A 23,615-nucleotide genomic window follows, 5' to 3' on the forward strand; every position below is an offset into this window, starting at 1 on the left:
CACGACGCGCCTAACCCGGATCGATCCGTCCGTTGTGGACCCGCACCTCGACGCCCTGCCAGCGTTCGCGGAGGCGGCGGTCGTGCGCGGCCACCACGATCGCGCCCGGGCCGGGGCCCAGCGCGTCCTCCAGTTCGTCGCACAGGGCAGGGGACAGGTGGTTCGTCGGCTCGTCCAGCAGGAGCAGCTGCGGTGGGTTCGCGACCAGGATCGCCAGCGCCAGCCGTCGCCGCTGGCCCACCGACAGCTCGCCGACCGGCTTGCCGGCGTCCCACTTTCCCAGCAGTCCCAACGACTCCAGCGGCACCGCCTCGGCACCGGCGGCCGCCGCATAGGTCTCGCGCGCGGTTCGCGAAGGCACGGCGAACTCGGTGTCCTGGCTCAGGATGCCAACCCGCAGCTCCGGCAGCCGCCGCACGCCGGGCACTTCCAGCCGCCCGGCCAGCACGTGCAGCAGCGTCGACTTGCCCGCCCCGTTCGGGCCGGTCACCAGGAGCCGTGCGGTGGCACCGATGTCCAGGTGCTCCACCGTGAGCCGCCCGGGCACGTGCACGTCCCGCAGCGACACCAGGACCTCTTCCGGCGCCTCCCCGGCCAGCGCGTCCGGGCGGAACCGCAGCGGCGGCGGGGGAGCGGGCACCTGCGTGCGTTCCAGCTCCGCCAGTCGTCGCGCGGCGTTGCGGACCCGGCGCGAGATCGAGTTCTGTACCCGCCCGGCCCGGTGCCCGTAGCCCATCTTCTCGCTGTCCCGCGCCGCCCGGTCCGGCGCGACCCGGTGCGTGGTCACGCCCAGCGAGTCCCGCAGCGCCGCGATCTCCTCCTGCTCCTCGGCGTGACGCCGCTCCCACCGCTCCCGGTCCGCTCGCTTCTGCGCGAGGTAACCGGTGTAGTTGCCGCCGAACCGCACCGGCCCGCCGACCGCCGGGTCGAGGTCGACGATGTCGGTGCACACCGCGTCCAGGAACGCACGGTCGTGGCTGGCCACCACGACCGTGCCGGGCAGGCCGCGCACCTGCTCTTCGAGGAACGCGGCGGCGCCGTCGTCGAGGTGGTTCGTCGGCTCGTCCAGCAGCACCGCGGACGGCCGCCGCACCAGCAGCGCGGCCAGCGCGAGCCGTCCCCGCTGCCCGCCGGACAGCTCACCGAGCCGCCTCTCCGGCGCGACTCCGCCCAACCCCAGCCCGTCGAGGACCATCTTCGCGCGCCGGTCGGCGTCCCACGCGTCGTGCAGCTCGGCGAGCGCCAGCCGCTCGGAGTAGGAGTCGAACAGTCCCTCGTCCTCGGCGAGCAGCGCGCCGAGCCGCTCCAGTTCCGCCAGGTCCTCGCGCGCGCCCGCGAGCGCGTCGTCGACCACGTCCGCCACCGTCGCCGCCGGGTCGAACGGCATTTCCTGGTGCAGGTAACCGAGATCCGCCGGGCGCTCGACGCTGCCGCGGTCCGGCCGGTCCACCCCGGCTAGCACGCGCAGCAACGTCGACTTGCCCGCACCGTTCTCCCCGATCAACCCGATCCGGTGCCCGGGCGCCGCGGTGAGCGACACCCCGTCCAGCACCCGGCGGTCACCGAGGACGCGCACGAGGTCGTGCGCGACGAGAGCCGCCGACATCAGCGGGACTCGGCCAGCTTGCCGCCGTCGAGCCGCAGCCGTCGGTCGATGCGGATCTCACCCAGGAACCGCTCGTCGTGGCTCACCACCACGAACGCGCCCTGGTAGGCGTTGAGCGCGCTCTCCAGCTGCCCGGCGCTGACCAGGTCCAGGTTGTTCGTCGGTTCGTCCAGCAACAGCAGTTGTGGCGCGGGTTCGGCGAACAGGATGCACGCCAGCGTCGCGCGCAACCGTTCCCCGCCGGACAGGACGGAAACGGGCAGGTGCGCCCGGTCGCCGCGGAACAGGAAGCGCGCCAGCAGGTTCATCCGCTGCGCGGGCAGCATCGCGGGCGCGAACGCCGCCAGGTTCTCCGCGACCGTGCGCGTGTCGTCGAGCAGGTCCAGGCGCTGGGACAGGTAGGCGATCCGGCCGTCGGCGCGCTTGATCTCGCCGCCGTCCGGGTCGAGATCACCGGTGATCATGCGCAGCAGGGTGGACTTGCCGGACCCGTTCGCGCCGGACAGCGCGAGGCGCTCCGGGCCGCGGATCGCCAGGTCCACGCCGTCGCCGAAGAGGTCCCGCTTGCGCAGGCCCTCGCCGAGGAACAGCGTCCGGCCCGCGGGCACCGCGGTCTGGGGGAGTTCCAGGGTGATCTTCTGGTCCTCCCGCAGCGACCGCTCCGCCTCGTCCAGCTTGGCTTTCGCCGCGCTGACCCGGGCCGCGTGCGTGCCGTCGGCCTTGCCAGCGGACTCCTGCGCGTTGCGCTTGCGGGCGCCGGCGAGGATCTTCGGCAGACCGGCGTTGGAGAGGTTGCGCTGCGCGTTGCTGGCTCGCTTCGCCGCCCGCTCCCGCGCCTGCTGCATCTCCCGCTTCTCGCGCTTGACCTCCTGCTCGGCGCTGCGAATGTTCTTCTCCGCCACCTCGCGCTCGGCCTGCACCGCCTGCTCGTACTCGGTGAAGTTGCCGCCGTAGTACCGGATCTCGCCGCCGTCGAGCTCGGCGATGCGGTCCATCCGGTCCAGCAGCGCGCGGTCGTGGCTGACCACCAACAGGCAGCCGGACCAGTCGTCGAGCACGGCGTAGAGCTGGTGCCGGGCCTGCAGGTCGAGGTTGTTGGTCGGTTCGTCGAGCAGCAGCACATCGGGCCGCTTGAGCAGCTGGGCGGCCAGGCCGAGTGACACGATCTGGCCGCCGGACAGGGTGCCCAGGGTGCGGTCCAGCGTGATGTCCTCCAGGCCGAGCCGGTCCAGCTGGGCGCGGGTGCGTTCCTCGATGTCCCAGTCCTCGCCGATGGTGGTGAAGTGCTCCTCGGCGACGTCGCCGGACTCGACGGCCGCCAGCGCACGCAGCACCGGCTCGATGCCCAGCACTTCGGCGACGGTCGGTTCACCCGTCAGCGGGAGATCCTGCGGCAGGTAGCCGAGCAGACCGTCGACGGACACGCCGCCGTCGGAGGGCGTCAGCTCGCCCGCGATCAGCTTGAGCAGGGTGGACTTGCCTGCCCCGTTCGGGGCGACCAGACCGGTGCGCCCGTCGGGAACGCTGAACGACAGCTGGTCGAAGACGGGGGTGTCGTCCGGCCAGGAAAAGGACAGACCGGACACGACGATGCGGGATTCGGACATGGGAACGAGACCTCGGAAAGGGAGTGGCGCGGACCAGCGGACCGCGGATACGGGTGGACGACGACATGGCCACCACGGCACTGCTTCGAACTGAAGCGTGGGGGGCCTTGCTCACTCCGGGGGATCACCCGGAGATGTCGTCTTCACCTGCCACGTCGAGTCTCCTCAAAACGGTTCCCTTGCCCGTCCACCATACCAGCCTCGGCGATCACCGGTCGGGTGACCGTGCCCGGCGCTAGCCGTAGGTGAAGTCGTAGCCCGCACCCCGGGCCGACGGCATGGCCTACGGCACGATCACCGCCTGCCAGACAGCGGTCTACATCGCACTGACCGCGTTCGTGCTGAACCTCGCAATCGCCGCGGTGCTGACGCCGCTGTTCAACCGTGGTGACGTACAGGGTCGGCGTCGGATGACGGGCGCGGGGCGGGCCGGCGCGGCCTAGCGTTCGGTGCATGCTTCCTGACACCGAGGTTCGCTGGAACCACCTGCCGGCGGCGGACCTGCGTGGCCTGGCCGCGCGGGACGCCGTGCCCTTCGACGAGATCACCACCTCGGGCGTCGCCGGTGACGCGCGCGCGGCGTCCGCGGACAAGGGGACCAAGCTGCTCGACGGCTGCGCCCAGGCGCTGGCGGACCTCCTCGACGAGGGACTGTGGAAGGAAACCCATGCGACTCGGTGAACTGGACGGGGACGTCACCGGCACGGACGACGGCCGCCCGCCCGTCGTCCTGCTGCACGGCCTGACCTTCGACCGCGCCATGTGGGGGCCGCTGGTCCGCGCGCTGCGCGGCCGCCGGGTGGTGGCGCTCGACCTGCCCGGGCACGGCGCGTCGCCCCGGCGGGAGTCCTACGACCCCTCCGACGTCGCCGACCTCCTGCACGGCGCGGTCACCGCCGCCGGCCTGCGCAGGCCGGTGCTGGTGGGCCATTCCGTCGGGGCCGTCGTCGCCGCGGTGTACGCGGCGAAGTACCCGGCGCGGGCCGTGCTGGACATCGACCAGCCGCTCCTGGCCGGCCCCTTCGGCGAGATGCTGCGCTCGGCCGAGCCCGTGCTGCGCGGGCCGGAGTACCTGAGCGTGTGGAACAAACTGCTCGCCGGGATGGGCGTCGACGAGCTCGCCCCGCAGCGGCGCGACCTGCTGCGGTCCACGCCACTGCAGGACCTGCTCCTCGGTTACTGGCGCGAGATCCTGGAGGTCCCGGCGGACGAGCTGCGGGAGAACCGGATCCGGCAGCTGCTCGCCCTGGGCGCCGGGGAAAGCGCATTCCACCACGTCAGCCGCTCGCCGGTGAACCCCGGTTATGCCACGTGGCTGACGTCGGTCCTGCCGGACGCGCGGTTCACCGTTCTGCCGGGAAGCGGGCACTTCCCCCACATGGGACAGCCCGTCGCGGTGGCGAGAATCGTGGCGGCACTGTCCGAATAGGACACTGTGTGCCGGGTCAGATGGCGCCGGCGCGCAACGCGTAGGTCACCGCGTGGGTGCGGTTGCGCAGGCCGAACCGTCCGGTCAGGTTCTGGATGATCTTCTTGATCGTGCGCTCCGAGAAGTTCAGCTCAGCGGCCACGTGACCGGTGTCGTGCCCTTCGGCGAGCAGCCGGAGCACGTCGACCTCCCGGTCGGTCAGGCCGCCCGTGTTCAGGCCCTGCCCGGCGAGGATCGTCTGCTGGAACGCGCGTGCCTCGTCGAGCAGCCAGCGCGTCACGGCCTCGGGGACGACCGCTCCGCCGGTGCCGCTCGCGAGCACGGCCCGCAGCACCACTCGCGGGGTGATGCCTGCCCGCGGCAGGATGCTCACCACGCCGCACCCCACGACCCGCGCCAGTTGCGGCCCGCGCAGGGGGCCCGACACCAGCACCATCCGCTGGCGCGGGTTCTCCGCCCGCGCGGAGATCTCCTCCATCGAGTCCAGCAGCGACCCGGTGACCGAGGCCGCGACCACCACCACGACGTCGGCCTCGGTGTGCCTGCCCGCGGGGAGCACGCGCACGTCGGGCGCGGCGTTGAGCGGCATCAGCATCGACTCGCCGTCCAGCAGGTCGTCGGCGAACACGCAGGCGGTCACCGTCTCCGTGCGCCGCGCGTCACGGGAGGCGTCCCGGCCGATGGCCGGGTCCTCGCGCGGCAACAGCCCGACAACCAGCTCCGATCCCTCCGGTTCGGTGCGCACGTCGACGCTCACAGGTGCCCCTCCTCGTCCTGGCCCTTCCACTCCAGTCGACCACCGCGACGCCTACAACTCGCCGACAGAACGACGACGACCGGTCGAAGGGCCGGAACCCACCTGGAACGCCTCAGCGCTGTAGCGGTACTCCGTCCCGAGTGCGACACCGAGAGTATGTTGGGGACGTGAGAGCCGACGCCGCGCGCAACCTCGAGCTCGTGCTGACCACGGGTGCCCGCATGCTCGCCGACGACCCCGGCACCAGCATCGCCGCGATCGCGGCGGAGGCCGGCGTCGACCGCCGCACCGTCTACCGGCGTTTCGCCGGCCGGGAAGAACTGCTGACGGCGGTGTACGAGGCCCGCCTCGACGCGATCGAGCAGGCGACCGAGGCCGCCCGGCTGCGGGAGGCGCCGGTGCCGGTGGCCCTGCACCGCTACGTCGAGCTGATCGTCGGCGTGAACCGCAAGTGGCCGACCGAAGTCAGCCGGATGCGCTCGGACCCGGAGATCTGGGCGCGGCGCCAGCGTTCGGTCGACGAGATCGAGCTGTTCCTCCAGCGGGCCACCGACGAAGGCTTCTTGCGGCCCGGCCTGCCCGCCGGCTGGGCGGGCCGCGTGCTCGGGCAGCTGTTGCACCTCGCCACCCGGGAACTGCCCGGCCTCAGCGACGCCCAGGCCGCCGACGTCCTCGTCGAGACGTTCCTGCGGGGTTTCGGGGCGAGCTGACACCGGCGCTCACCGCGCGGGTATGACGAAGTCCAGGGTCTTGCTGTCCAGGATCATGTGCGTCGGGTCGGCCAGGCCGATCCACACGCGGTGCGGACCGGCCGGCAGGCCCTGGATGATCAGCGGCTCGCCGCTCGCGTCGGCCCAGTGCCACGGCGCGTCGTCGACCGTGACGTGGATGTGCCCGATCCGCGGCGACACGTCGAGCGCGTTCGGCCCGTACACCGGCACGATCCGCAGGTTCTCCGCGCGGTAGCGGATGACCACCAGCCCCTTCGCGAGCTGGTCCGGCAACGGCTGGTCCACGACGAGCGCGGGCGGCGGCTGCGACGCGAGCGGCACGACGGGCGCGGGCGACCAGCTCGGATCCACCGCGGCCACCGACGAGGGCGGCGGGGTGCCCGCCGAACAGGCGGTCAGGAGAGCGGCGGCGACGGCGGCGACAGTGGTGACGAGAACTGCACGGATCATGCACCGAACGTAAGCAACCGGCCACCGCCGTCGCGCCCGTCGCGCGACGTCACCGCTGTACGTCACGCGCCGGACCGGCATGGCCTGCATCGGAAGCAACGGGCCGCCGCCGCGCGAGGTCACCGCTGTGCGTCACGCACCGGGGCAGCGGCATCTGCGCCGCGGGGTGCGCGCACCGGAAGCAGCCAACAGGCCGCCGCCGCAGGGGTCACCTTTGTGGGTCAGGCACCAGATCGGCCACCGTCGCCGGTGTCGGAGCTGCGACGATCGCCGCCAGGTGGTCCGCCAGCGCCACGCCGGGCAGCTCCCGGTCCACCGCCGCGATCATCGCCAGCAGGTCGATCGACGTGCCGCCGAGCCGGTGGAAGTCGCTGTCCGCGGCGATCGTGCCCGCGGGCAGGCCGAGCGTCCGCGCCCAGATGCCCAGCACGGCCGCCAGAACCTCGTCGACGGGATCGCCGACGGCCGCCGCGACGGGGGAGGGCCCGGGCAGCGCACGCAGGTCCACCTTGCCGTTCGCGGTGCGCGGGAACTCCTCCAGCACCACGAACGACACCGGCACGGCGTAAGGCGGCAGCACCTCCGCGGCGTGCGCCGCGAGGTCCTTTTCGGACACCTCGGCCGAAGCGGTCAGGTAGGCGTGCAGAACCTGACCGCGCGCGATCACCACCGCGCGCTCGACCGCCGGATGCCGTGCCAGCGCGTGCTCGATCTCCGCCGGCTCCACGCGGTGACCGAGGATCTTGAGCTGCGCGTCCGCCCGGCCCAGGCATTCCAGCTCACCACTGGGCAGCCGCCGCGCCAGGTCGCCGGTGCGGTAGACGCGGGTGCCGTCCGCGAGCTGGGTGAAGGACCGGTCGGGACGGCCCCGGTAGCCGCGGGCCACCTGCTCGCCCGCCAGGTGGATCTCACCCGTCTCACCCGCGGCCACGTGGGCGCCCTGGTCGTCCAGCAGGTGCACCGACGTGGTGCCCGCGGGCCGTCCGATCGGGACGGTCGCGCCGGTGTCGGCAGCCGGGTCGTAGGTGTGCACAACACACCCGACGGTCGCCTCCGTGGGCCCGTACTCGTTGACGATCCGGCAGTCCGGTCCGAACAGCTCCCGCGCGATCGCCGCCAGCGACCCGGTCAGCGCCTCGCCGCCGACGACCGCGAGCCGGATGCCCGACGGGCTGATCCCGAGGCGGTGGAACAGATCGAGGTGCGAAGGCGTGATCTTGAGCGCGGTGACCCCGCTCCCGGTCAGCACGCGCTCCAGGTTGACGTGGTTGGGGGCCTCCGGCACCAGCACGACCCGGCCACCCGCGAGCAGCGGCAGCAGTGTGGTCACGGCGAGGTCGAACGCGAGCGAGGTGAACAGCGGGAAGCAGGTCGCGCTGTCCACTTCGTACTCCTGGAGCGCGAAACCCAGGTAGGCGGCCAGGTTGCGGTGCGTGACCTCGACGCCTTTCGGCTCGCCGGACGTGCCGGAGGTGTAGATCACGTAGGCGAGGTCCTCGCCGGTGACCGCGGCGGGCGTCGCCGCGGCCGGCGGCACGTCGTCGAGAACCACGGTGGCACAGCCGAGAGGCCGCTGGTCGTGGGGCCGCGGCGCGAGCAGCACCCGCACGCCCGCGTCGTCAAGGATCCCGCGCAGCCGCTCGTCCGGATCGCCGGGGTCGAGCGGCAGGTAGGCCGCCCCGGCCATCAGCACGCCCAGGAGCGCGGCGGCACCCGCGACCGACCGTTCCGCCACCACACCCACCAGGTCGCCGCGTCCGATGCCACGATCCGTGAGCTGCCGCGCGACGCCCCCGGCGAGCCCGAGCAGCTCGGCATAGGTGACCTCCCGCCCGGACTCGCTCAGCGCCACGCGGTCCGGAGAGGTCGTGACCACCTCGGCGAACCGGGGGACCAGGTACACCTCCGGCGAGGTGTCGCGGCCACGCAGGACCGCCTCGGGCGGCGCCAGCGCATCGCCGATCGTGTCGAGGAAACGGCGGGCCAGCGCGGTGTGGGTGTCGTCGCCGCACAGCACGATCTCCGTGCGTGCGCCGGTCTCCACCAACGTGACCATCGGGATCATGCAGACGCCCCAGGTGGGCAGCGAGTAGATCGTCTCCGCGGTGAACCCGCCGCCGCCGAAGTCGGCGAGGTCGAGCCGTCCCAGGTGCGACACCTGGAACCCGGCGTACGCCTTGCCCTGGCCGAACCGGGCGTCGATGCCGCGGTACAGCGCCCGGGTCACCGGCGCGGGCAGCGCGCCGAGCATCCGGATCACCGGCAGCGGCGGGGTTTCCCGCAGCTCGTCGCGCACGGCCAGGCTTTCCAGCATCCGCTGTTGCACGTCGCGCCACGTGTCGTCCGCGCGGACCGGCAGGCTGAGCGCGTAGGACAGGCTCGCGGTGGTCCGGGCCTCCGGCACGTGGCGGCGCAGATCGACGGTGACCGAAACGTCGAGGTCGCCCCCGGCGCACCGGGCGAGCGCGTGCGCGATCTTCGCGGTCACGGCCGACGGGCGCCCGTCGACGGTGCGCCGCAGGAACGCGGGACGGCGTTGTTCGGGCGGTCCGGCCGCACGCAACGGTGGCTGGGAGTTCTGCGGGATCGTCTTGCGTGGCCCGGTTCCGGCGCGGCGCAGCAGCTCGACGGCGTCCAGGTCGTCCGCGGCCGTCTCCGGGGTTTCGCCGCGCAGGGCCTGGAAGACCGCGCGGGCGAACGTCAGCAGGCCCTGCGCGTCCATCACGGCGTGGTGGGCGCGGAAGACCAGGGCCGGGCGTGCGCCGGTCAGCACCACGACCTCGCAGGTGGGACCTCCGCGGTCGCCGGCGAGCGGCCGGTACAGCGCGGGCAGCCCGGTCAGCGTCTCCCGGTCGAAGGCGTCCCCGTCGAGTTCGCGGACTTCGGGTGTGCGACCGGTGTCGACCCAGCGGTGGCCGTGGCGCGTTAGCCGCGCCCCCGGGCAGGCCTCCGCCGCGACGCCGACCGCCGCGGCGAGCGCCGTCCGGTCCGGCAGAGCCGTGCCCTCGACGACGATCTGGACGCAGATCGGCCACGCCGGATCGCTGGCCAGCCGCAACCAGTCATCGGCGACGACCCGGCGGCTGTAGCGCGCTGCACTCATGCGCCGATGCCACCACAGGGCGGTATACACGCCATGGACGGCGGACAGGACCACGGCTGCGGTGAGGAACTGACCGCGGATGTGTCGCGGGTGAGCGTGTCCGTGCCGGAGTGGCTGGAGCCGATGACCGCCCGGCGCGGCGGCGGCGGGATCGCGGTCGAGGTGGCCGCCACCGGGACCGGCCTCAGCGCTGAGGAGGCTGGCACTAGCTTGGAACGGCTACCACCGTGCCGAGGTTCGCACTGTCGAAATCGAGTGGGGAGTGTCCCTTCAGGTTGGTTACGTCGGGTGGAGCGGGCTGCCGGTTCCGCCGCCGAGGAAGTTGCCCGTTGGGCGCAGAGGCGACCGAAGTAGGGCGCGTGACAGCAGGCCGCCTCGGGGGATCATGTGTCGAGCCGCGCCGGTCCGCAAGGGGAGATGCGTGCCTTCGCCCCTCGGCGCCTACTCGCCGGACATGCCGGTCAGCAGGGCGGTGAGGATCGCGGTCAGGCGGGGTTCCACGTCGACCAGGGCGTGGGTCAGTTCGGGGTGCGTTTCGTACAGGGTGCGCAGCGTGGTGCCGGGTGCGGCCATCTGCCACAGCGCACCCGCCATGGCTGTCGCGGTCGCGACGGCGTCGGCGGCGGCCGGTTCGGGGAGGGCGAGCAGGCGCCGCAGTTCGCCGGCCACCGTGGCCACGTCGCGCAGGACGCTTCTCTTGAAGGCGACGACCGTGTCGAGAGAGACGTTGCGTTCCAGGTTCATCGGGGCGTGGGCGAGCAGGTCGCAGAACAGCGGCCGCGCCACGAGCGACCGCGCGAGAGCGGATGCGAGCTCCTCCGGCGTCGCGGATTCGAGCGGCCGCAGCTCCGCGCACACGGCGGCCGTCCACTCCTGCCAGCTTTCGGCGGTGAGGGTCAGGAAGATCTGCTCCCGCGTCTCGAAGTAACGCAGCATCGCGGACTTGTGCATGCCCACCTCGGCCGCGATGTCGGTGAGCGTGACCGCGCGGACGGTGCGCTCGCTGCCCAGCGCGCGGGCCGCGTCGAGGATGTCCCGCTCCCGCTGGTGCTTCGCCTCCGCGCTGCGGGCCCGTTGCGGAGTGTGACCCATGACTCGAAACTTTAGCACAACCCTGTTGCGCAATTAACGCAACAGAGTTTTACTAGAGTCATGACTCAAACGTGGTTCATCACCGGCTCGTCCCGCGGCTTCGGGCGAGCCCTCACCGAAGCGGCACTGGAGGCCGGCGATCAGGTCGTCGCGACGGCGCGCAAGCCGGAACAGCTCGACGCCCTCGTGCGGAAGTACGGCGACGCCGTGTTGCCGGTCGCCCTCGACGTCACCGACCGCGCCGCCGCGGTCGCCGCTGTGGAGGCCGCGGTCGCGCGGTTCGGACGGCTCGACGTGGTGGTCAACAACGCCGGGTACGCGAACGTCGCGCCCGTGGAGACCGCGGACGAAGAGGACTTCCGTCGGCAGTTCGAGACGAACTTCTGGGGCGTCTACAACGTGTCGACGGCCGCGCTGCCCGTGCTCAAGGCGCAGGGGGCGGGCACGATGGTGCAGTTCTCCTCGATCGGCGGCCGGGTCGGCGGCACGCCGGGCCTGGGTTCCTACCAGGCGGCGAAGTTCGCGGTCGACGGCTTCACCCGCGTTCTGGAAGCCGAGACGGCGCCGCTGGGAATCCGTTGCCTGGTGGTCGAACCGGCCGGTTTCGCCACCGACTGGGCGGGCTCGTCGATGGAGATCGCCGACATCCCGGCCGAGTACAGCGCGACGGTCGGCGAACTGGTGCGCAACTTCGAACAAATGGGTTCCGCCGCGGGCGATCCGCAACGCGCCGCGGAAATCCTGGTCCGCGTCGTCAAGCGCGAAAACCTCCCGTCCCACCTGCTCCTCGGCGCGCTCGCGGTCGAGATGGCGCAGAACTACTCGCGCGCCCAGCTGGAGGAGGCCGCGACCTGGCAGGAAGTCAGCGCCTCCGCCGACTTCGGCCGCGCCTACCCCGTCGAGCTGCCGGCCGACTGACGTGCGGGGAGGTCCCGCAGGCGGCGCAGCGGCGCGAGGACCGGGAGGGCGGCGATCAGCAGCCCGGCGGCGGCCCACAGCGCTTCGCGGACGCCGATCGCCTCGCCCAGTGCTCCGCCGAGGAGGGCGGCCAGCGGGATGGTGCCGTAGTTGACCACCATCGCGCTGGAGGCGACCCGCCCGAGCAGCTCCGGTGGGCAGTAGGACTGCCGGAACGCCGTGGCCAGCACCTGCGACGCCGCGAGCCCGGCGGCCAGCCCGGACTGCCCGAGCACGAACAGCACCAGTCCCCACCCCGGCAGGCTGAACGTGCCGAGCAGCATCATCGCCGCCGCGAAGCCTTGGCAGAGCAGGAAAGTGCGCGCTGTGCCGAAGCGGGTGCTCAGCCGTCCGGCCGCGGCGGCACCGGCCAGGCCACCCGCCGCCGCGAGCGCGAGGACCAGGCCCACCAGGCCCGGCGCGGTGCCCAGCGTGCGGGAGAGGAACACGATCTCCAGCGAGGCGTACACGGTGAGCGCGACGTTCGACGCGGCTCCGAAGAGCATCAGGGTCCGCAGGTAGCGGTCGCGCGCGACGAAGCGCAGCCCTTCGCCGATCTGGGCCCGCAAGGACGGCCGCGCGGTGGGCGCGACCGTTTCCCGCACCCGGATCGCCCGCAGGCACAGCGCGGAGACGGCGAAAGTGGCGGCGTCGACGAGGATTCCGCTGACCGGCCCGGAGATCTGGGCGAGCAGCCCGGCGAGCCCTGGCCCGCCGGTGTCGGCCGCGGCGGAGCCGGCCTGCAGCTTCGCGTTGGCGCCGATCAGTTCTTCCCGGCTCGCCACGGCAGGCAGGAACGCGCGGTAGGCGACGGAGAAGAACACCTTGGTGAACCCGCCGACCAGCGCGGCCGCGATCAGGTACGGCACGGTCAGCGCGCCGAGCGTGGCCAGGAGCGGAACGGTGCCGAACACGGCGAAGGCGACCACGTCGCAGGCCAGCATCACCGGCCGCTTGGGCAGCCGGTCGATCCACGCGCCCGCGGGCAGGCCGATCAGCAGCCAGGGCAGCCACGCGGCCGCCGTCAGCAGGCCGGTCTCGAAGGTCGTCGCACCGAGGGTGACCACCGCGGCCAGCGGCAGCGCGGTCGTGGTGATCGCGCTGCCGACCATGCTGGTGGTCTGGCCGGTCCACAACAGACGGAACTCGCGATTGGCCAGGGGCATCGGCTGGCGGCACTCCTCGTTTCGGGAAGAACGCGCCCCGGGCCGCGCGGGCCCGGGGCGCCGGCCGATCATCGGGATCAGTAGTCGGGGGGCCAGCTGCCGATCATCGTCCCTCCATTCGCCGTCGGTGACGAGGAACCCTGTCAGGCTAAGGATTTCCGGGCCCGGCGCGGTGGCGCCGGGCATCAAGGGGAGCGACGCCGTGCCTGATCAGGCACCGCCGGCCGCGGATGCCGATCTCCTTGTGGTGGAATGCGCCGGATGACGAAGAAACTCCCGTTGGACCCCGAACTCGCCGCGCTGCTGCCCGCTCTGGAGGGCCGGGTGCCGGTCGGCATGACGGCGGATCGTCTGGACCACTTCCGCGCCCTGCCGTTCCCGGCGATCGAGGAGCAGATCGGCGGCCGCCCGGTCACCTGGACCGACCACACGATCCCCGGGTATCGCGGGGCGGAGATCACGGTCTCGGTGATCGCGCGCGAGGACCACCGCGACCGGGGGCCGGGGATCTTCCACATCCACGGCGGCGGGATGGTCATGGGGGACCGGTTCGCCTCCGTGCACCCGTTGATCGACTGGGCGATGAAGTACGACGCGGTGTCCGTCACCGTCGAGTACCGGCGCGCGCCGGAGCACCCGCACCCGGTGCCGGTCGAGGACTGCTACGCCGCTCTGCGCTGGATGGCCGGGCACGCGGACGAGCTCGGGTTCGACCCGGCGCGGCTGGTCGTCTTCGGCGGCAGCGGCGGGGGAGGGCTGGCCGCGGGGACGACCCTGCTGGCGCGCGACCGCCGCGGCCCCGCGTTGTTCGGTCAGCTGCTGCAGTGCCCGATGATTGACGACCGCGGCGAGACCGTGTCCGCGCGCGAGTACGACGGCGTCGGGGTGTGGGACCGGACCAGCAACCTGACCGCGTGGACGATGGTCCTGGGCGAGCGGCGTGGCACCGCCGACGTGTCGCCCTATGCGGCCCCGGCGCGCGCCACGGACCTCAGCGGGCTGCCGCCGACGTTCGTCGACGCCGGTGCGGTCGAGGTCTTCCGCGACGAGGCGGTGGCGTTCGCGAGCGCCATCTGGGCCGCCGGGGGCGAAGCCGAGCTGCACGTGTGGGGCGGGGCCTTCCACGGCTTCTACGACATCGCCCCCGGCTCGGCGGTGGCCAGGGCGTGCGTGGCCGCGCGGGAGTCGTGGCTGGAGCGGTTGCTCAGCCGCTGATCACAACGCGGCGTCGACGGCGCGCTTGACTTCGTCCAGGTTGTCGGTGGCCGGGATGAGGACGAGGTCGGTGGCGCCCAGGTCGCCGAACGCTGTGATGGCGTCGGTGATCGCGCCGGGTGCAGTGGCCACAGTGGACGAGGTGAGCTGCGCGTAGTCCGCGCCCGCGGCGCCCCAAGTGGGCCATCCGCTTCATCGGGACCGGGCTGAACCCGCCGACGCCGACGGTGAGCCGCCCGCCGGACGCGTCGACATCGCGGACCTGGTTGGGCAGGGCGGTACCGATCCGCATGGCCCGAGCCTGGATCGCGGACCGGCGGCGGGCCGGGAAGGGCACCGAGCACGGCGGTGCTACGAGCCCGCCGTCTCGGCCACGGCCGGGCTCATGGCGAGCAGGAAGTCCAGCGCCTCCTGCGACGGCGAGCCGGGCTCGGCGGTGTAGGCGACGAGTTGCTGGTCCGGCTGGGTGTCGACGGAGAACTGCTGCACGTCGAGCGTGATCGGGCCGGCGACCGGGTGCAGGTAGGTCTTCACCAGCTGCCGCGGCCCGCGCACCTGGTGGCTCGCCCACCAGGTGCGGAAGTCCGGGTCGCGGACGCTGAGCTCGCCGATGAGCGCGGCCAGTGCCTTGTCGCCGGGGTTGCGGCCGGCTTCCATGCGCAGGACGGCGACGCATTCGCGGGCCGCGCGCGGCCAGTCCGCGTACAGGGCGCGGTAGGCGTCGTCGAGGAAGGTGAGCCGGATCAGGTTCCGCTCGGCGGCGGGCAGCGCGCCGAAGTCGGTCAGGAGCGCGGCCGCGCCGCGGTTCCAGGCCAGCACGTCCATGCGCCGGTTGAGGATCATGGCCGGGACGTCGCGCATGCCGTCGAGCAGCTGCCGCAGCTGCCGGTCGACCTTGGGCCTGCCCGGTTGCCGGGCCGGCGCGGCCGGCGCGACCTCGGCGACGGTGAACAGGTAGTCGCGCTCGTCCGGGGCGAGCTGCAGCGCGTCGGCGAGCGCGTCGAGGACCGGGCGGGACACCCGCCGCGTGCGGCCCTGTTCGAGCCGGACGATGTAGTCGACGCTGATGTGCGCGAGCTGCGCCAGTTCCTCGCGGCGCAGGCCCGGCACGCGGCGCAGCCTGCCGTCGTCGGGGAAGCCCGCGCGGGCCGGGTCGAGTGCGGCGCGGCGGGCGCGCAGGAACTCGCCCAGCTCGTTGGTCTCCATGACTCCAGTGTCCACATCGCGGGGACGGCGTGCCTGGTACTGGGTTGCATAGGCAGTTCCTTCCCTGGTACGGGCCTTCGGCGCGGACGAATCTGGGACGCATGAGAACGAACGTCACTTTCCCCAGCAACGGACTCCAGCTCGCCGCCGACCTGTACACCCCGGACACCGGAAGCGGCCCGTGGCCCGCGCTCGTGGTCGGCCACCCCGGCACGAGCGTCAAGGAGCAGACCTCCGGCCTGTACGCGCGGCGAATGGCCGAGCAGGGCTTCGTCGCCCTCGCCTACGACGCCGCCTACCAGGGCGCGAGCGAGGGCGAGCCGCGTGGCCTGGAGGACCCGGCGCAGCGCGTCGAGGACTTCAAGGCCGCGGTCTCCTACCTCACCACCCGGCCCGAGGTCGACCCCGAGCGGATCGGCACGCTGGGCATCTGCGCCTCCGGCGGCTACTCGATGGCCGCGGCCGCGGGGGACCACCGCGTCAAGGCCGTCGGCACCGTCAGCCCCGTCGACGTCGCCCGCCAGTTCCGCCTCGGCGCCGACGGCACGCAGGACCCGGCCGTGTTCCAGGGCATGCTCGACGCGGCGGCCGCCGCCCGCACCGCCGAGGCGCGCGGCGAGGGTGTGCAGACCTTCCAGCTCTTCCCGGACACCGTCGAGCAGGCCCGCGAGCTGGGCGGCAAGCACGGGGTCGAGGGGTTCGAGTACTACTGCACGGACCGCGCCCAGCACCCGCGCTCGGCGAAGCTGCTGCCGTGGATCAGCGTGGACCGCCTGGCGCTGTTCGACGCCTTCCGCTTCGTGAGCCTCATCGCGCCGCGCCCGCTGCTGTTGATCGCCGGCCGCGAGGCGGTGACGTCGTGGATGGCGGTGGAGGCCTTCCAGGAGGCGCGCGGTCCGAAGGAACTGCACTGGATCGAGGGCGCCACGCACGTCGACCTGTACGACCGCGAGCCGCACGTCACCGCGGCGGTCGAGAAGCTGACCGGCTTCTACCGGACGCACCTGGCCTGACCTCGGGAACCGTGTGGGCGTCGCGGACCTTCGTCAGCGCGGCCGCCATGACCCGCTTCTCCTCGGCCGTCAGGTGCCGGGAGAAGTGCTCCTCGATCCCGCGCAGGTACTGCGGCGCGGTGGTGCGGAAGGCGCGTTCGCCGGACCGGGTCATGGCGGCCCACACCACCCGCCGGTCCTCTTCGTCGCGGATCTTCTCGACCAGCCCGGCGCTCACCATCTCGTCCACCAGGCGGCTGACGCGGGTCCGGCTGAGCACGACCCGTTCGGCCAGGTCGTTCATGCGCAGCCGCCGCCCCGGGCCCGCGTTCAGCTCCAGCAGGACGTCGTACCAGGTGAGGGGAATGGTGCCGGACCTGGTCAGGTCGGAGTCGATGGCCCGCAGCGCGGCGTTGTACGCCTGCAGCATCGCTCGCCAGGCCGCCAGGCCCTTGTCGTCGGACGCGCTCATGGGGTAAGGATAGTAAATGTGTGCGTGCGCACGCATCTACTGCCAAGGAGGAACTCCCGATGACCGGATCAACGACGCCCACCCGCAGGCTGGGCGAGGTGGAGCTGCCTGCCGCCGGCACGTGGCGGATCGACCCGGGGCACGCCGAGGTCGCCTTCATCGGACGGCACTTCATGCTGACGAAGGTGCGCGGACGGTTCACCGGCGTGGACGGCGTGGTGGAGATCGCCGAGAACCCCGCGGACAGCAAGGTTTCGGTGACCATCGACATGGCCTCGGTGCACAGCGGGGACCAGGCCCGCGACGACCACCTCAGGTCGGCCGACTTCTTCGACGTGGCCGCGCACCCCACGGCCACCTTCACCTCCGCCGAGGTGCGGTGGGCGGGTACCGGTGGCTCGATGACCGGCGAGCTGACGATCAAGGGCGTGACCAGGCCGGTCACCCTGACCGTCGACTACCTCGGCTACGCCCAGGACCCGTGGGACAACCACCGCGCGGTGTTCTCCGCCCGGGGCCGCATCGACCGCGAGGACTGGGGGCTGACCTGGAACATGCCACTGGCCAAGGGCGGACTGCTGGTGTCGAAGGAGATCGACCTGGAGCTGGAGATCGAACTGATCCACGCCGGCTGATCACGGACTGCCGGGGCGGGCGCGGCGCCCCGGCAGCTTCCGGCCACCCGGGCCGGAGGGCGGTCCGGAGTCCTTAGCGTGGACGGCATGGCAGATCTCGGCCCACTCGTGCAGTCCTACCCCAGCGACAACGCCCGCCGGTTGCGGCAGGCGGTGCTGTGCCTGGTCGCGACCGCCGGCCTCGTCCCGCTCGGCCTGCTCATGGTGAAGCTCGACGAATACCTCTACGGCAACACGCCCGCGGAGACGTCGATGACGGCGCCGGTCTGGATCGGGAGCGCGTGTTTCGGGCTCAGCGTGCTGCTCCTGCCCTACGGGCTGCGACGGCTCGTCCAGGGGCTGCGGCACCGCGGCGAACGGATCAACCTGCACGCAGGCGGTTTCGTCCACCACCGCAACGCCGGGGACCGGACGGAGTTCCCGTGGAGCGACGTCGCGGTGGTCGACGCGCGGGGGAACTGGCAGCCCGGCAAGCTCGGCCACCGCCTCGGCATCGACTGGCGCTGCGTCGTCAAGCGCGCCGACGGGCGGAAGGTGGTCGTGAACGCCTTCTTCCCCGGAGCGCGAGAACTCGCCGACCGGATCGCCCGCGCGGCGGCGCCACGCCCGCGCTGAGCGATGCACCGGCGGGACAAGGCGGTGCTCGCGGCCGCGGCGGTCGTGGGGGTGGGCGCCGTCGCCACGGGGGTGGCGATCATCTGGCTGACCCTCGCCGGGGTCGATCTCCTGGCCGCGCTGCACGGCGAAGACGCGCAGGGCGTGCGACACGGGAACACCGTCGTCGAGTCGGTGTTCCTGATCGCTCTCGGCGCGGGTGCCATCCTGTCGGTCCTGGTGCCCCTGGGGAAGATCGTGACCCGCCGGCGGTCCGGGCCGGACGGCTGACCGCCCGGCCCGGATCCTCAGTACACCTCGGCGAGCAGCTCGCGCACTTCGGTTTCGGACGGGGTGCGCGGGTTGTTCCGGGTGACCGGGTCCGCCACCGCGGCGCGGGCCAGCTCCGGCAGCAGGTTCCGCTCGACGCCGAGCTGCCGCAAGGGCTTCTTCACGTCGAGCGGGCCGGAGAGCTCCCGCACCGCGGCGATGGTCGCGGCCGTCCCGTCGCCCTCGAACGTGCCCAGCGCCCGCGCCGCCTGTTCGTGCGCCGCGGCCGCGGCCGGGGCGTTGAACGCGATCACCGCTTCCAGCACGGCGGCCAGCGCGACCCCGTGCGGGGTGCCGGTGCGGGCGGTGATCGCGTGCCCGATCCCGTGCACCAGGCCCAGCCCGGACAACGTCAGCGCCTGCCCGGCCAGGTGGGCGCCGAACATCAGCTGGGCCCTGGCCTCCAGATTTGAGCCGTCCCGGTGGGCCACCGGCAGCCACTGCCCGATCAACGTCACCGCGTGCCGGGCGAACGCGGCCGACATCGGGTTCGCTCCGCGGGAGGCCAGCGACTCGATCCCGTGGACGAGCGCGTCGACGCCGGTCGCCGCGGTGACCCGGGACGGCAGCCCGAGGGTCAGCTCGGGGTCCAGGACCGCGATCCGCGGCCGCACCGACGAGTGTCCGATGTAGACCTTGCGTTTGGCGCAGGTGTCTTCGATGACGCCGAACCCGTTGGTCTCCGCACCGGTGCCCGAGGTGGTGGGCACCGCGATCACCGGCAGCCCGTCCGCGGCGTCCCACAGCCGGTCGGCGTCGGCCGCGGCGGCGTCCGGGTTGCCGGCCAGCAGCGCGATGCCCTTGGCCGCGTCGAGCGGCGAACCGCCGCCGAGCGCGATCACCACCGCCCGGCCGAACGCCCGGGCACGGGCGGCCCCGCGATCGATCTCCGCCGTCGACGGGTTGGCGCTGATGTCGTCGTGGATCTCGTGCTCGATCCCGGCGGCGTGCAGGATCTTGCCGACCCGCGGCGCGATGCCCGCGGCCTGCAGCCCGCGGTCGGTGACCACCAGGGCGCGCTGGTGCCCCAGCTCGGTCACGAACCGCGGCAGGTCGTCCACCGCGCCGGCGCCGAACTCGACGCGGCAGGCGGGTTCGATCGTCAGGCGCCCCGCGGTCACCGCGCACCCGCCGGAGTCAGGCGGAACGGACGGCCGGCCAGCCCCTCGTACAGCCGCACCGGGCTCATCTCGCCGGCCAGGTCGCCGAACTGCGCCTTGGCCCGCCGGTAGATCTGCTCGACGAGCGCGGACACCTCGGTGGACACGCCCAGCTCGCGGCCGAGGTCGACGGCCAGGCCGAGGTCCTTGCAGGCCAGCGCCATCGCGAACGAGTCGTCGTAGTCGCCGTCGGCCAGCACCGACTCGATGTCGCGTTCCAGGAAGTTCGACGCGGCCGGGCTCGCCAGCAGCGACGCGCGCAGCACGCCGAGGTCCACACCGGCCTTCACGCCCATCGCCAGCACCTCCGAGGTGGCCACGACGTGGCAGAACCACAGCAGGTTGATCATGAGCTTGGCGGTGTAGCCGGATCCGGCGGCGCCGATGTGCAGGATCCGGGCGGGGTCGCCCATCGCGGTGAACAGCGGCATGGCGCGCTGGAACTGGGTGGCGTCCCCGCCGGCGAAGATCTGCAGCGTGCCCGCTTCCGCGCCGCGCGCCATCCCGCTGACCGGCGCGTCCAGCCGGTGCACGCCGCGGGAGTCGAGCACCTCCTGGGCGACGCGCTCGGCGGCCGCCGGGGTGGAGGTGGACATGTCGACCCACAGCGCGCCCGGGTCGAGCGCGGCGGCCGCGCCGCCCCGCAACAGGACGTCCTCGACGATGCGCGGGGTGGGCAGCATGGTGATCAGGACCTCGGCGCCCGCCGCGCACTCGGCGGGGCTGCCGGCCCAGGTCGCGCCCAGTGCCAGGTGCTCGGCCGCCGCTTCGGGGCGGGCGTCGTGCACGGTGACCTGGTGACCGGCGTTGATCAGGTGGCGGGCCATGTGCCTGCCCATGTTGCCCAGTCCGATGAAACCGACTCGCATGGTTGTTCTCGCAATCCGGAAGCTGTCCGAAGAGCCGACCGTCAGGACAGGTCGACCCAGGTGGTCTTGAGCGCGGAGTAGGCGTCGAGCGCGTGCAGGGACTTGTCCCGGCCCGCCCCGGTCGCCTTGAAGCCGCCGAAGGGGGTGATCACGTCGCTGGCGTCGAAGGTGTTGATCCAGACCGTGCCTGCCCGCAGGCGCCGCGCCACGCGGTGCGCGGTGGTCACGTCCCGGGTCCACACCGAGGCGACCAGGCCGAAGTCGGTGTCGTTCGCGAGCCGGGCACCTTCTTCGGCGTCGCCGTCGAAGGTGATCACCGACAGCACCGGGCCGAACACCTCCTCGCGGGCGATGGTCATGTCGTTCGACACACCGTCCACAATGGTCGGTTCGAGGAAGGTGCCGCCGGTCCCGTCGAGGATCCGCTGTCCGCCGAGCACCGTCGCGGCACCTTCGGCCTGGGCGGTGTCCAGGTGGCCGAGGACGCGCCGCAGCTGCGTCTCGTCCACGATCGGGCCCATCACGGTGGCCGGGTCCAGCGGGTCGCCCACCCGGAAGGTCTCCCGTGTGATCTTGACGATCTCCGCCAGCAGCCGGTCCTTCACCGCGCTGTGCACGATGAGGCGGGACCCGGCGTTGCAGGTCTGGCCCGCGTTGTAGAAGATGCCCCACGCCACGGCGGACGCGGCGGCCGGGATGTCGGCGTCCGGCAGCACCAGCTGCGGTGACTTGCCACCCGCTTCGACGGCGACCTGCTTGCCGTTGGACTCCCCGGCGTACACCTGGAAGCGCCGCGCGACCTCGGCCGAACCGGTGAAGGCGATCTTGTCCACGTCCGGGTGCCTGCCGAGCGCCTGTCCGGCGACCTCACCCCGTCCCGGCACGACGCTGAGCACCCCGGCGGGCAGGCCGGCCTCGTGCCCGAGCCGCGCCAGCAGCAGGGCGGCCAGCGACGTCTGCTCGGCCGGTTTGAGCACCACCGAGTTCCCGGTCGCCAGCGCGGGCCCGAGCTTCCAGGAGGCGATCAGCAGGGCGTAGTTCCACGGCACGACCGCGCCGATCACGCCCAGCGGCTCGCGGGTGATGAACGCCAGCGCGTCGCCGGGCGCGGGCGCGACCTCGCCGTAGGTCTTGTCGATCGTCTCGGCGTACCAGGCGATGGTCTCCGCGGTCTTGGCCACGTCGACCCGCAGGGCCTCGGTCACCGGTTTGCCCATTTCGAGCGTGTCGAGCAGGGCGAGCTCCTCGGCGTGCGCGGTGATGGACTCCGCCCACCGCAGCATGATCCGCTTGCGGTCCTTGGGCGGCAGGTCGCGCCAGCGGCCGTCGTCGAAGGCGGCCCGCGCCGCGCGCACCGCACGGTCGACGTCCTCCGCGCCGCCGGCCTGGACCTCGGTGAGGACCCTGCCGTCGCGCGGCGAGGTCGAGGTGAACACCTCGCCGGACAGGGCGTCGGTGAAGGCGCCGTCGATGAACGGCCGGGTTTCGAAGGTGATCCGTTCGGCGGCGGCCAGCCACGCCGCGTGGTCCCGCTGCACGGTCATCGGATCCTCCACCGCCGCACGGCGTCCTCGTCGAGGTCGGCGCCGAGGCCCGGCGCCTGCGGGACTTCGAGCTCACCCGCAGTGTTGATCATCACCGGTTCGGCGAGCATGAAGTCGCGCCGCTCCGGCGTCCAGCCCGGCGGGTCGAACGGGAACTCGAAGTACGGGCCGCCCCCGACCCCGGCGGCGACGTGCAGGTTCGCCAGCACGCCGATGCCGTTGGTCCAGCTGTGCGGCGTGAACTGCCGGTGCTTGAGCCGCGCCAGCTCGGCGAGGGTGCGGGCGCGGTGCATGCCCACCGCCAGCACGACGTCCATCTGGTAGACGTCCAGCACGTCGTGTTCCAGGTACCGCAACAACTCCGGCACCGAATGGTGCATCTCACCCGCGGCGATCCGCACCCCCGGGTTGTCCGCCCGCAGCACCCGGAAGCCCTCCAGATCGGCGTAGGGCAGCGGTTCCTCGACCCAGAACACGTCCAGCTCGGCCAGCCTGCGCACGATCCGCCGCGTCTTGACCAGGTCCGAGGCGTCCGCGGTGTCCCCGGCCATGCGCCAGGACTGGTTGAGGTCGACCATGATCTCGAAGTCCGGGCCGAGCTCGGTGCGCACCGCCTCCACCGCGGCGATGCCCTCGGCCATCCGGTCGCGGTCGATGCGGATCTTGAGTGCCCGGAACCCGGCCGCGCGAGCCCGCAGCGCGGTCTCCACCCGCTCCTCCGGCGATTTGAGTTCGGCACTGGAGGCGTAGGCGGGCAGGGACCGGGCCGCGTTGCCGAACAGCGCGGCCACCGGCAGGCCCGCGGTCTTGCCGATGATGTCCCAGAGCGCGACCTCCAGCGGCCAGTAGTGGCCGCCGTGGAAGTTGGCGGTCTCGATGGCCTTCACGTGCCGCACGATGTCGAGCGGGTCGGCGCCCAGGAACAGGTCCTGGAACGCCTCGAACCCGTCCATGGTGTCGCCCGAGCCGATGCCGGTGATCCCCTCGTCGGTGTGGACCCGGACGATCGTGGCGTCGAAGTGCCGCCGCGGCTCGGGATCCCACGCGGCGCGCAGCGGCGGGTCGAGCTCGAGCCGCAGCCGGTCGAGGGTGATGTCGGTGATCTTCATCGGGCGGCCTCCGGGGCGGGCGCGGACTCGGCGAGCACGGTGGCACCCGGCTCGTAGAACGGGTTGGCCGCGCCGGCCCGCGCCGCCGCCCGGACCTCGTCGACGGTCGGCGTGCCTGCCACCGCGGCGCGGATCGCGCCGAACGCGGCCGCCCGCTGATTGCGGAAGGACTCGTCGAGGTCGGCCACGCCGGGGTTGACCCAGATCGCGGCGATGATCAGCAGGTCGTCCGCCTCGGCGGCGGGGATCAGCCCGTGCTCGACCGCGTCCGCGACGCCCTGCGCCAGCCCGGCCTGGGCCGAGCCCCAGGTGGCCCGTTCGTGCAGGTCGCCGGACGCGGCCGCCTTGGTGACGAACAACGTCAGCGGCTTGACCGGCACACCGGGCCGCACGACGGTCACGAACGGCACGTGCCCGGCGCTCGGGGTGGCCAGCGCGGTCGCCCAGGCGGTCTCCACGGGGCCGCCCTTGCGCCCCACCACGATGTTGGTGTGCGCGGCGTTGACCCCCGTGCCGACGAACGACTCGCCGACCAGCGCTGCAGGCGCGAAAGTCATGGAATCTCCAGAAGTGGCGGATGGTGTTGACGCA

Annotated in this window: 25 protein-coding genes; 10 read left to right on the forward strand and 15 right to left on the reverse strand. The window is 72.7% G+C overall.

Features of this window, described 5'->3' with window-relative positions:
• Window positions 1-10: 10 nt before the first annotated feature.
• Together AMY39116_RS0319410 and abc-f are read right to left on the reverse strand one after the other, a co-directional pair.
• The gene (locus AMY39116_RS0319410) at window positions 11-1,606 is read right to left on the reverse strand and encodes an ABC-F family ATP-binding cassette domain-containing protein (protein ID WP_020419302.1); all 1,596 of its coding nucleotides are present in this window, start codon (window positions 1,604-1,606) and stop codon (window positions 11-13) included.
• Entirely contained in the window at window positions 1,606-3,213 is a 1,608-nt protein-coding gene (gene abc-f / locus AMY39116_RS0319415; protein WP_020419303.1) for a ribosomal protection-like ABC-F family protein, read from the reverse strand. The genes AMY39116_RS0319410 and abc-f overlap by 1 nt, the downstream gene beginning before the upstream one ends.
• 278 nt (window positions 3,214-3,491) lie before the next feature.
• Between abc-f and AMY39116_RS46205 the strand changes: the two genes are divergently transcribed.
• From AMY39116_RS46205 to AMY39116_RS0319430, 3 genes are read left to right on the forward strand one after another with little or no spacing between them, the layout of a single operon-like run.
• Window positions 3,492-3,656 carry a hypothetical protein gene (locus AMY39116_RS46205; protein ID WP_020419304.1) on the forward strand — a complete coding sequence of 55 codons (165 nt, stop codon included), beginning with the start codon at window positions 3,492-3,494 and terminating at the stop codon, window positions 3,654-3,656.
• A gap of 10 nt (window positions 3,657-3,666) precedes the next feature.
• Entirely contained in the window at window positions 3,667-3,894 is a 228-nt protein-coding gene (locus tag AMY39116_RS0319425) for a hypothetical protein (protein ID WP_020419305.1), read from the forward strand.
• Entirely contained in the window at window positions 3,881-4,642 is a 762-nt protein-coding gene (locus tag AMY39116_RS0319430; protein ID WP_020419306.1) for an alpha/beta fold hydrolase, read from the forward strand. Before AMY39116_RS0319425 ends, AMY39116_RS0319430 begins: the two co-directional genes overlap by 14 nt.
• 16 nt (window positions 4,643-4,658) lie before the next feature.
• Here AMY39116_RS0319430 and AMY39116_RS0319435 read toward each other — a convergent pair whose 3' ends face one another.
• Window positions 4,659-5,399: a response regulator transcription factor gene (locus AMY39116_RS0319435; protein WP_020419307.1), complete on the reverse strand. Its 741-nt coding sequence runs from the start codon at window positions 5,397-5,399 to the stop codon at window positions 4,659-4,661.
• Window positions 5,400-5,566: 167 nt separating this feature from the next.
• Here AMY39116_RS0319435 and AMY39116_RS0319440 point away from each other — a divergent pair, with 167 nt between their 5' ends.
• Window positions 5,567-6,109, forward strand: coding sequence for a TetR/AcrR family transcriptional regulator (locus AMY39116_RS0319440; RefSeq protein WP_020419308.1), 543 nt, complete (start codon window positions 5,567-5,569; stop codon window positions 6,107-6,109).
• A gap of 9 nt (window positions 6,110-6,118) precedes the next feature.
• On the opposite strand, the gene AMY39116_RS43235 is transcribed toward AMY39116_RS0319440, so the two are convergent.
• The 3 genes from AMY39116_RS43235 to AMY39116_RS0319455 all read right to left on the reverse strand — a co-directional run bounded on the left by AMY39116_RS43235 (window position 6,119) and on the right by AMY39116_RS0319455 (window position 10,775).
• Window positions 6,119-6,580: a DUF6130 family protein gene (locus AMY39116_RS43235; protein WP_020419309.1), complete on the reverse strand. Its 462-nt coding sequence runs from the start codon at window positions 6,578-6,580 to the stop codon at window positions 6,119-6,121.
• 208 nt (window positions 6,581-6,788) lie between these two features.
• The gene (locus AMY39116_RS44740; protein WP_020419310.1) at window positions 6,789-9,683 is read right to left on the reverse strand and encodes a non-ribosomal peptide synthetase; all 2,895 of its coding nucleotides are present in this window, start codon (window positions 9,681-9,683) and stop codon (window positions 6,789-6,791) included.
• A 441-nt stretch (window positions 9,684-10,124) separates the two neighbouring features.
• Window positions 10,125-10,775, reverse strand: coding sequence for a TetR/AcrR family transcriptional regulator (locus tag AMY39116_RS0319455; RefSeq protein ID WP_020419311.1), 651 nt, complete (start codon window positions 10,773-10,775; stop codon window positions 10,125-10,127).
• 60 nt (window positions 10,776-10,835) lie between these two features.
• Between AMY39116_RS0319455 and AMY39116_RS0319460 the strand changes: the two genes are divergently transcribed.
• Window positions 10,836-11,693 (forward strand): SDR family NAD(P)-dependent oxidoreductase, encoded by an 858-nt coding sequence (locus tag AMY39116_RS0319460; RefSeq protein ID WP_020419312.1) that lies wholly within the window; start codon window positions 10,836-10,838, stop codon window positions 11,691-11,693.
• Here AMY39116_RS0319460 and AMY39116_RS0319465 read toward each other — a convergent pair.
• Window positions 11,666-12,898, reverse strand: coding sequence for an MFS transporter (locus AMY39116_RS0319465; RefSeq protein WP_020419313.1), 1,233 nt, complete (start codon window positions 12,896-12,898; stop codon window positions 11,666-11,668). The genes AMY39116_RS0319460 and AMY39116_RS0319465 overlap by 28 nt on opposite strands.
• Window positions 12,899-13,159: 261 nt before the next feature.
• On the opposite strand from AMY39116_RS0319465, the gene AMY39116_RS0319470 reads away from it, so the two are divergent.
• Entirely contained in the window at window positions 13,160-14,113 is a 954-nt protein-coding gene (locus tag AMY39116_RS0319470; protein WP_020419314.1) for an alpha/beta hydrolase fold domain-containing protein, read from the forward strand.
• Here the strand turns inward: AMY39116_RS0319470 and AMY39116_RS47865 are convergent, their stop codons facing one another.
• Together AMY39116_RS47865 and AMY39116_RS0319480 are read right to left on the reverse strand one after the other, a co-directional pair.
• Window positions 14,114-14,245 (reverse strand): hypothetical protein, encoded by a 132-nt coding sequence (locus AMY39116_RS47865; protein ID WP_020419315.1) that lies wholly within the window; start codon window positions 14,243-14,245, stop codon window positions 14,114-14,116.
• Between the two features lie 219 nt (window positions 14,246-14,464).
• Window positions 14,465-15,319: a helix-turn-helix transcriptional regulator gene (locus AMY39116_RS0319480; RefSeq protein ID WP_020419316.1), complete on the reverse strand. Its 855-nt coding sequence runs from the start codon at window positions 15,317-15,319 to the stop codon at window positions 14,465-14,467.
• Between the two features lie 101 nt (window positions 15,320-15,420).
• On the opposite strand from AMY39116_RS0319480, the gene AMY39116_RS0319485 reads away from it, so the two are divergent.
• On the forward strand, window positions 15,421-16,332 hold the full coding sequence (locus AMY39116_RS0319485; protein ID WP_020419317.1) for an alpha/beta hydrolase: 912 nt from the start codon (window positions 15,421-15,423) through the stop codon (window positions 16,330-16,332).
• Here AMY39116_RS0319485 and AMY39116_RS0319490 read toward each other — a convergent pair.
• Entirely contained in the window at window positions 16,280-16,783 is a 504-nt protein-coding gene (locus tag AMY39116_RS0319490) for a MarR family winged helix-turn-helix transcriptional regulator (RefSeq protein ID WP_020419318.1), read from the reverse strand. The genes AMY39116_RS0319485 and AMY39116_RS0319490 overlap by 53 nt on opposite strands.
• Window positions 16,784-16,842: 59 nt before the next feature.
• Here AMY39116_RS0319490 and AMY39116_RS0319495 point away from each other — a divergent pair, with 59 nt between their 5' ends.
• The 3 genes from AMY39116_RS0319495 to AMY39116_RS0319505 all read left to right on the forward strand — a co-directional run bounded on the left by AMY39116_RS0319495 (window position 16,843) and on the right by AMY39116_RS0319505 (window position 18,303).
• Window positions 16,843-17,418, forward strand: coding sequence for a YceI family protein (locus AMY39116_RS0319495; RefSeq protein ID WP_020419319.1), 576 nt, complete (start codon window positions 16,843-16,845; stop codon window positions 17,416-17,418).
• Window positions 17,419-17,505: 87 nt separating this feature from the next.
• Window positions 17,506-18,033, forward strand: a complete 528-nt coding sequence (locus AMY39116_RS46210) for a hypothetical protein (protein WP_157358616.1) — start codon at window positions 17,506-17,508, stop codon at window positions 18,031-18,033.
• Window positions 18,034-18,036: 3 nt separating this feature from the next.
• The gene (locus AMY39116_RS0319505) at window positions 18,037-18,303 is read left to right on the forward strand and encodes a hypothetical protein (RefSeq protein WP_020419321.1); all 267 of its coding nucleotides are present in this window, start codon (window positions 18,037-18,039) and stop codon (window positions 18,301-18,303) included.
• A gap of 17 nt (window positions 18,304-18,320) precedes the next feature.
• Here the strand turns inward: AMY39116_RS0319505 and AMY39116_RS0319510 are convergent, their stop codons facing one another.
• The 5 genes from AMY39116_RS0319510 to fae are packed head-to-tail and all read right to left on the reverse strand — an operon-like array spanning window position 18,321 to window position 23,581.
• Window positions 18,321-19,463 carry an iron-containing alcohol dehydrogenase family protein gene (locus tag AMY39116_RS0319510; RefSeq protein ID WP_020419322.1) on the reverse strand — a complete coding sequence of 381 codons (1,143 nt, stop codon included), beginning with the start codon at window positions 19,461-19,463 and terminating at the stop codon, window positions 18,321-18,323.
• On the reverse strand, window positions 19,460-20,371 hold the full coding sequence (locus AMY39116_RS0319515; protein WP_020419323.1) for an NAD(P)-dependent oxidoreductase: 912 nt from the start codon (window positions 20,369-20,371) through the stop codon (window positions 19,460-19,462). The genes AMY39116_RS0319510 and AMY39116_RS0319515 overlap by 4 nt, the downstream gene beginning before the upstream one ends.
• Window positions 20,372-20,412: 41 nt before the next feature.
• Window positions 20,413-21,915, reverse strand: coding sequence for an aldehyde dehydrogenase (locus AMY39116_RS0319520; RefSeq protein ID WP_020419324.1), 1,503 nt, complete (start codon window positions 21,913-21,915; stop codon window positions 20,413-20,415).
• Window positions 21,912-23,024: a mandelate racemase/muconate lactonizing enzyme family protein gene (locus AMY39116_RS0319525; RefSeq protein ID WP_020419325.1), complete on the reverse strand. Its 1,113-nt coding sequence runs from the start codon at window positions 23,022-23,024 to the stop codon at window positions 21,912-21,914. The genes AMY39116_RS0319520 and AMY39116_RS0319525 overlap by 4 nt, the downstream gene beginning before the upstream one ends.
• A complete protein-coding gene (fae, locus tag AMY39116_RS0319530) occupies window positions 23,021-23,581 on the reverse strand; it encodes a formaldehyde-activating enzyme (RefSeq protein WP_020419326.1) in 561 nt (186 codons plus the stop codon). Before fae ends, AMY39116_RS0319525 begins: the two co-directional genes overlap by 4 nt.
• Window positions 23,582-23,615 lie beyond the last annotated feature (34 nt).

Origin of the sequence: Amycolatopsis sp. ATCC 39116 (assembly GCF_000231075.2) — a bacterium.
Taxonomy (GTDB): domain Bacteria; phylum Actinomycetota; class Actinomycetes; order Mycobacteriales; family Pseudonocardiaceae; genus Amycolatopsis_E; species Amycolatopsis_E tucumanensis.

Excerpts from the sequence above, each read along its gene's own strand:
- AMY39116_RS0319410 (WP_020419302.1), bottom strand. The coding sequence starts at position 1,606 with ATGTCGGCGGCTCTCGTCGCGCACGACCTCGTGCGCGTCCTCGGTGAC.
- abc-f (WP_020419303.1), bottom strand. The coding sequence starts at position 3,213 with ATGTCCGAATCCCGCATCGTCGTGTCCGGTCTGTCCTTTTCCTGGCCG.
- AMY39116_RS46205 (WP_020419304.1), top strand. The coding sequence starts at position 3,492 with ATGGCCTACGGCACGATCACCGCCTGCCAGACAGCGGTCTACATCGCA.
- AMY39116_RS0319425 (WP_020419305.1), top strand. The coding sequence starts at position 3,667 with ATGCTTCCTGACACCGAGGTTCGCTGGAACCACCTGCCGGCGGCGGAC.
- AMY39116_RS0319430 (WP_020419306.1), top strand. The coding sequence starts at position 3,881 with ATGCGACTCGGTGAACTGGACGGGGACGTCACCGGCACGGACGACGGC.
- AMY39116_RS43235 (WP_020419309.1), bottom strand. The coding sequence starts at position 6,580 with ATGATCCGTGCAGTTCTCGTCACCACTGTCGCCGCCGTCGCCGCCGCT.
- AMY39116_RS44740 (WP_020419310.1), bottom strand. The coding sequence starts at position 9,683 with ATGAGTGCAGCGCGCTACAGCCGCCGGGTCGTCGCCGATGACTGGTTG.
- AMY39116_RS0319455 (WP_020419311.1), bottom strand. The coding sequence starts at position 10,775 with ATGGGTCACACTCCGCAACGGGCCCGCAGCGCGGAGGCGAAGCACCAG.
- AMY39116_RS0319460 (WP_020419312.1), top strand. The coding sequence starts at position 10,836 with ATGACTCAAACGTGGTTCATCACCGGCTCGTCCCGCGGCTTCGGGCGA.
- AMY39116_RS0319465 (WP_020419313.1), bottom strand. The coding sequence starts at position 12,898 with ATGCCCCTGGCCAATCGCGAGTTCCGTCTGTTGTGGACCGGCCAGACC.
- AMY39116_RS0319470 (WP_020419314.1), top strand. The coding sequence starts at position 13,160 with ATGACGAAGAAACTCCCGTTGGACCCCGAACTCGCCGCGCTGCTGCCC.
- AMY39116_RS0319480 (WP_020419316.1), bottom strand. The coding sequence starts at position 15,319 with ATGGAGACCAACGAGCTGGGCGAGTTCCTGCGCGCCCGCCGCGCCGCA.
- AMY39116_RS0319485 (WP_020419317.1), top strand. The coding sequence starts at position 15,421 with ATGAGAACGAACGTCACTTTCCCCAGCAACGGACTCCAGCTCGCCGCC.
- AMY39116_RS0319490 (WP_020419318.1), bottom strand. The coding sequence starts at position 16,783 with ATGAGCGCGTCCGACGACAAGGGCCTGGCGGCCTGGCGAGCGATGCTG.
- AMY39116_RS0319495 (WP_020419319.1), top strand. The coding sequence starts at position 16,843 with ATGACCGGATCAACGACGCCCACCCGCAGGCTGGGCGAGGTGGAGCTG.
- AMY39116_RS46210 (WP_157358616.1), top strand. The coding sequence starts at position 17,506 with ATGGCAGATCTCGGCCCACTCGTGCAGTCCTACCCCAGCGACAACGCC.
- AMY39116_RS0319505 (WP_020419321.1), top strand. The coding sequence starts at position 18,037 with ATGCACCGGCGGGACAAGGCGGTGCTCGCGGCCGCGGCGGTCGTGGGG.
- AMY39116_RS0319515 (WP_020419323.1), bottom strand. The coding sequence starts at position 20,371 with ATGCGAGTCGGTTTCATCGGACTGGGCAACATGGGCAGGCACATGGCC.
- AMY39116_RS0319520 (WP_020419324.1), bottom strand. The coding sequence starts at position 21,915 with ATGACCGTGCAGCGGGACCACGCGGCGTGGCTGGCCGCCGCCGAACGG.
- AMY39116_RS0319525 (WP_020419325.1), bottom strand. The coding sequence starts at position 23,024 with ATGAAGATCACCGACATCACCCTCGACCGGCTGCGGCTCGAGCTCGAC.
- fae (WP_020419326.1), bottom strand. The coding sequence starts at position 23,581 with ATGACTTTCGCGCCTGCAGCGCTGGTCGGCGAGTCGTTCGTCGGCACG.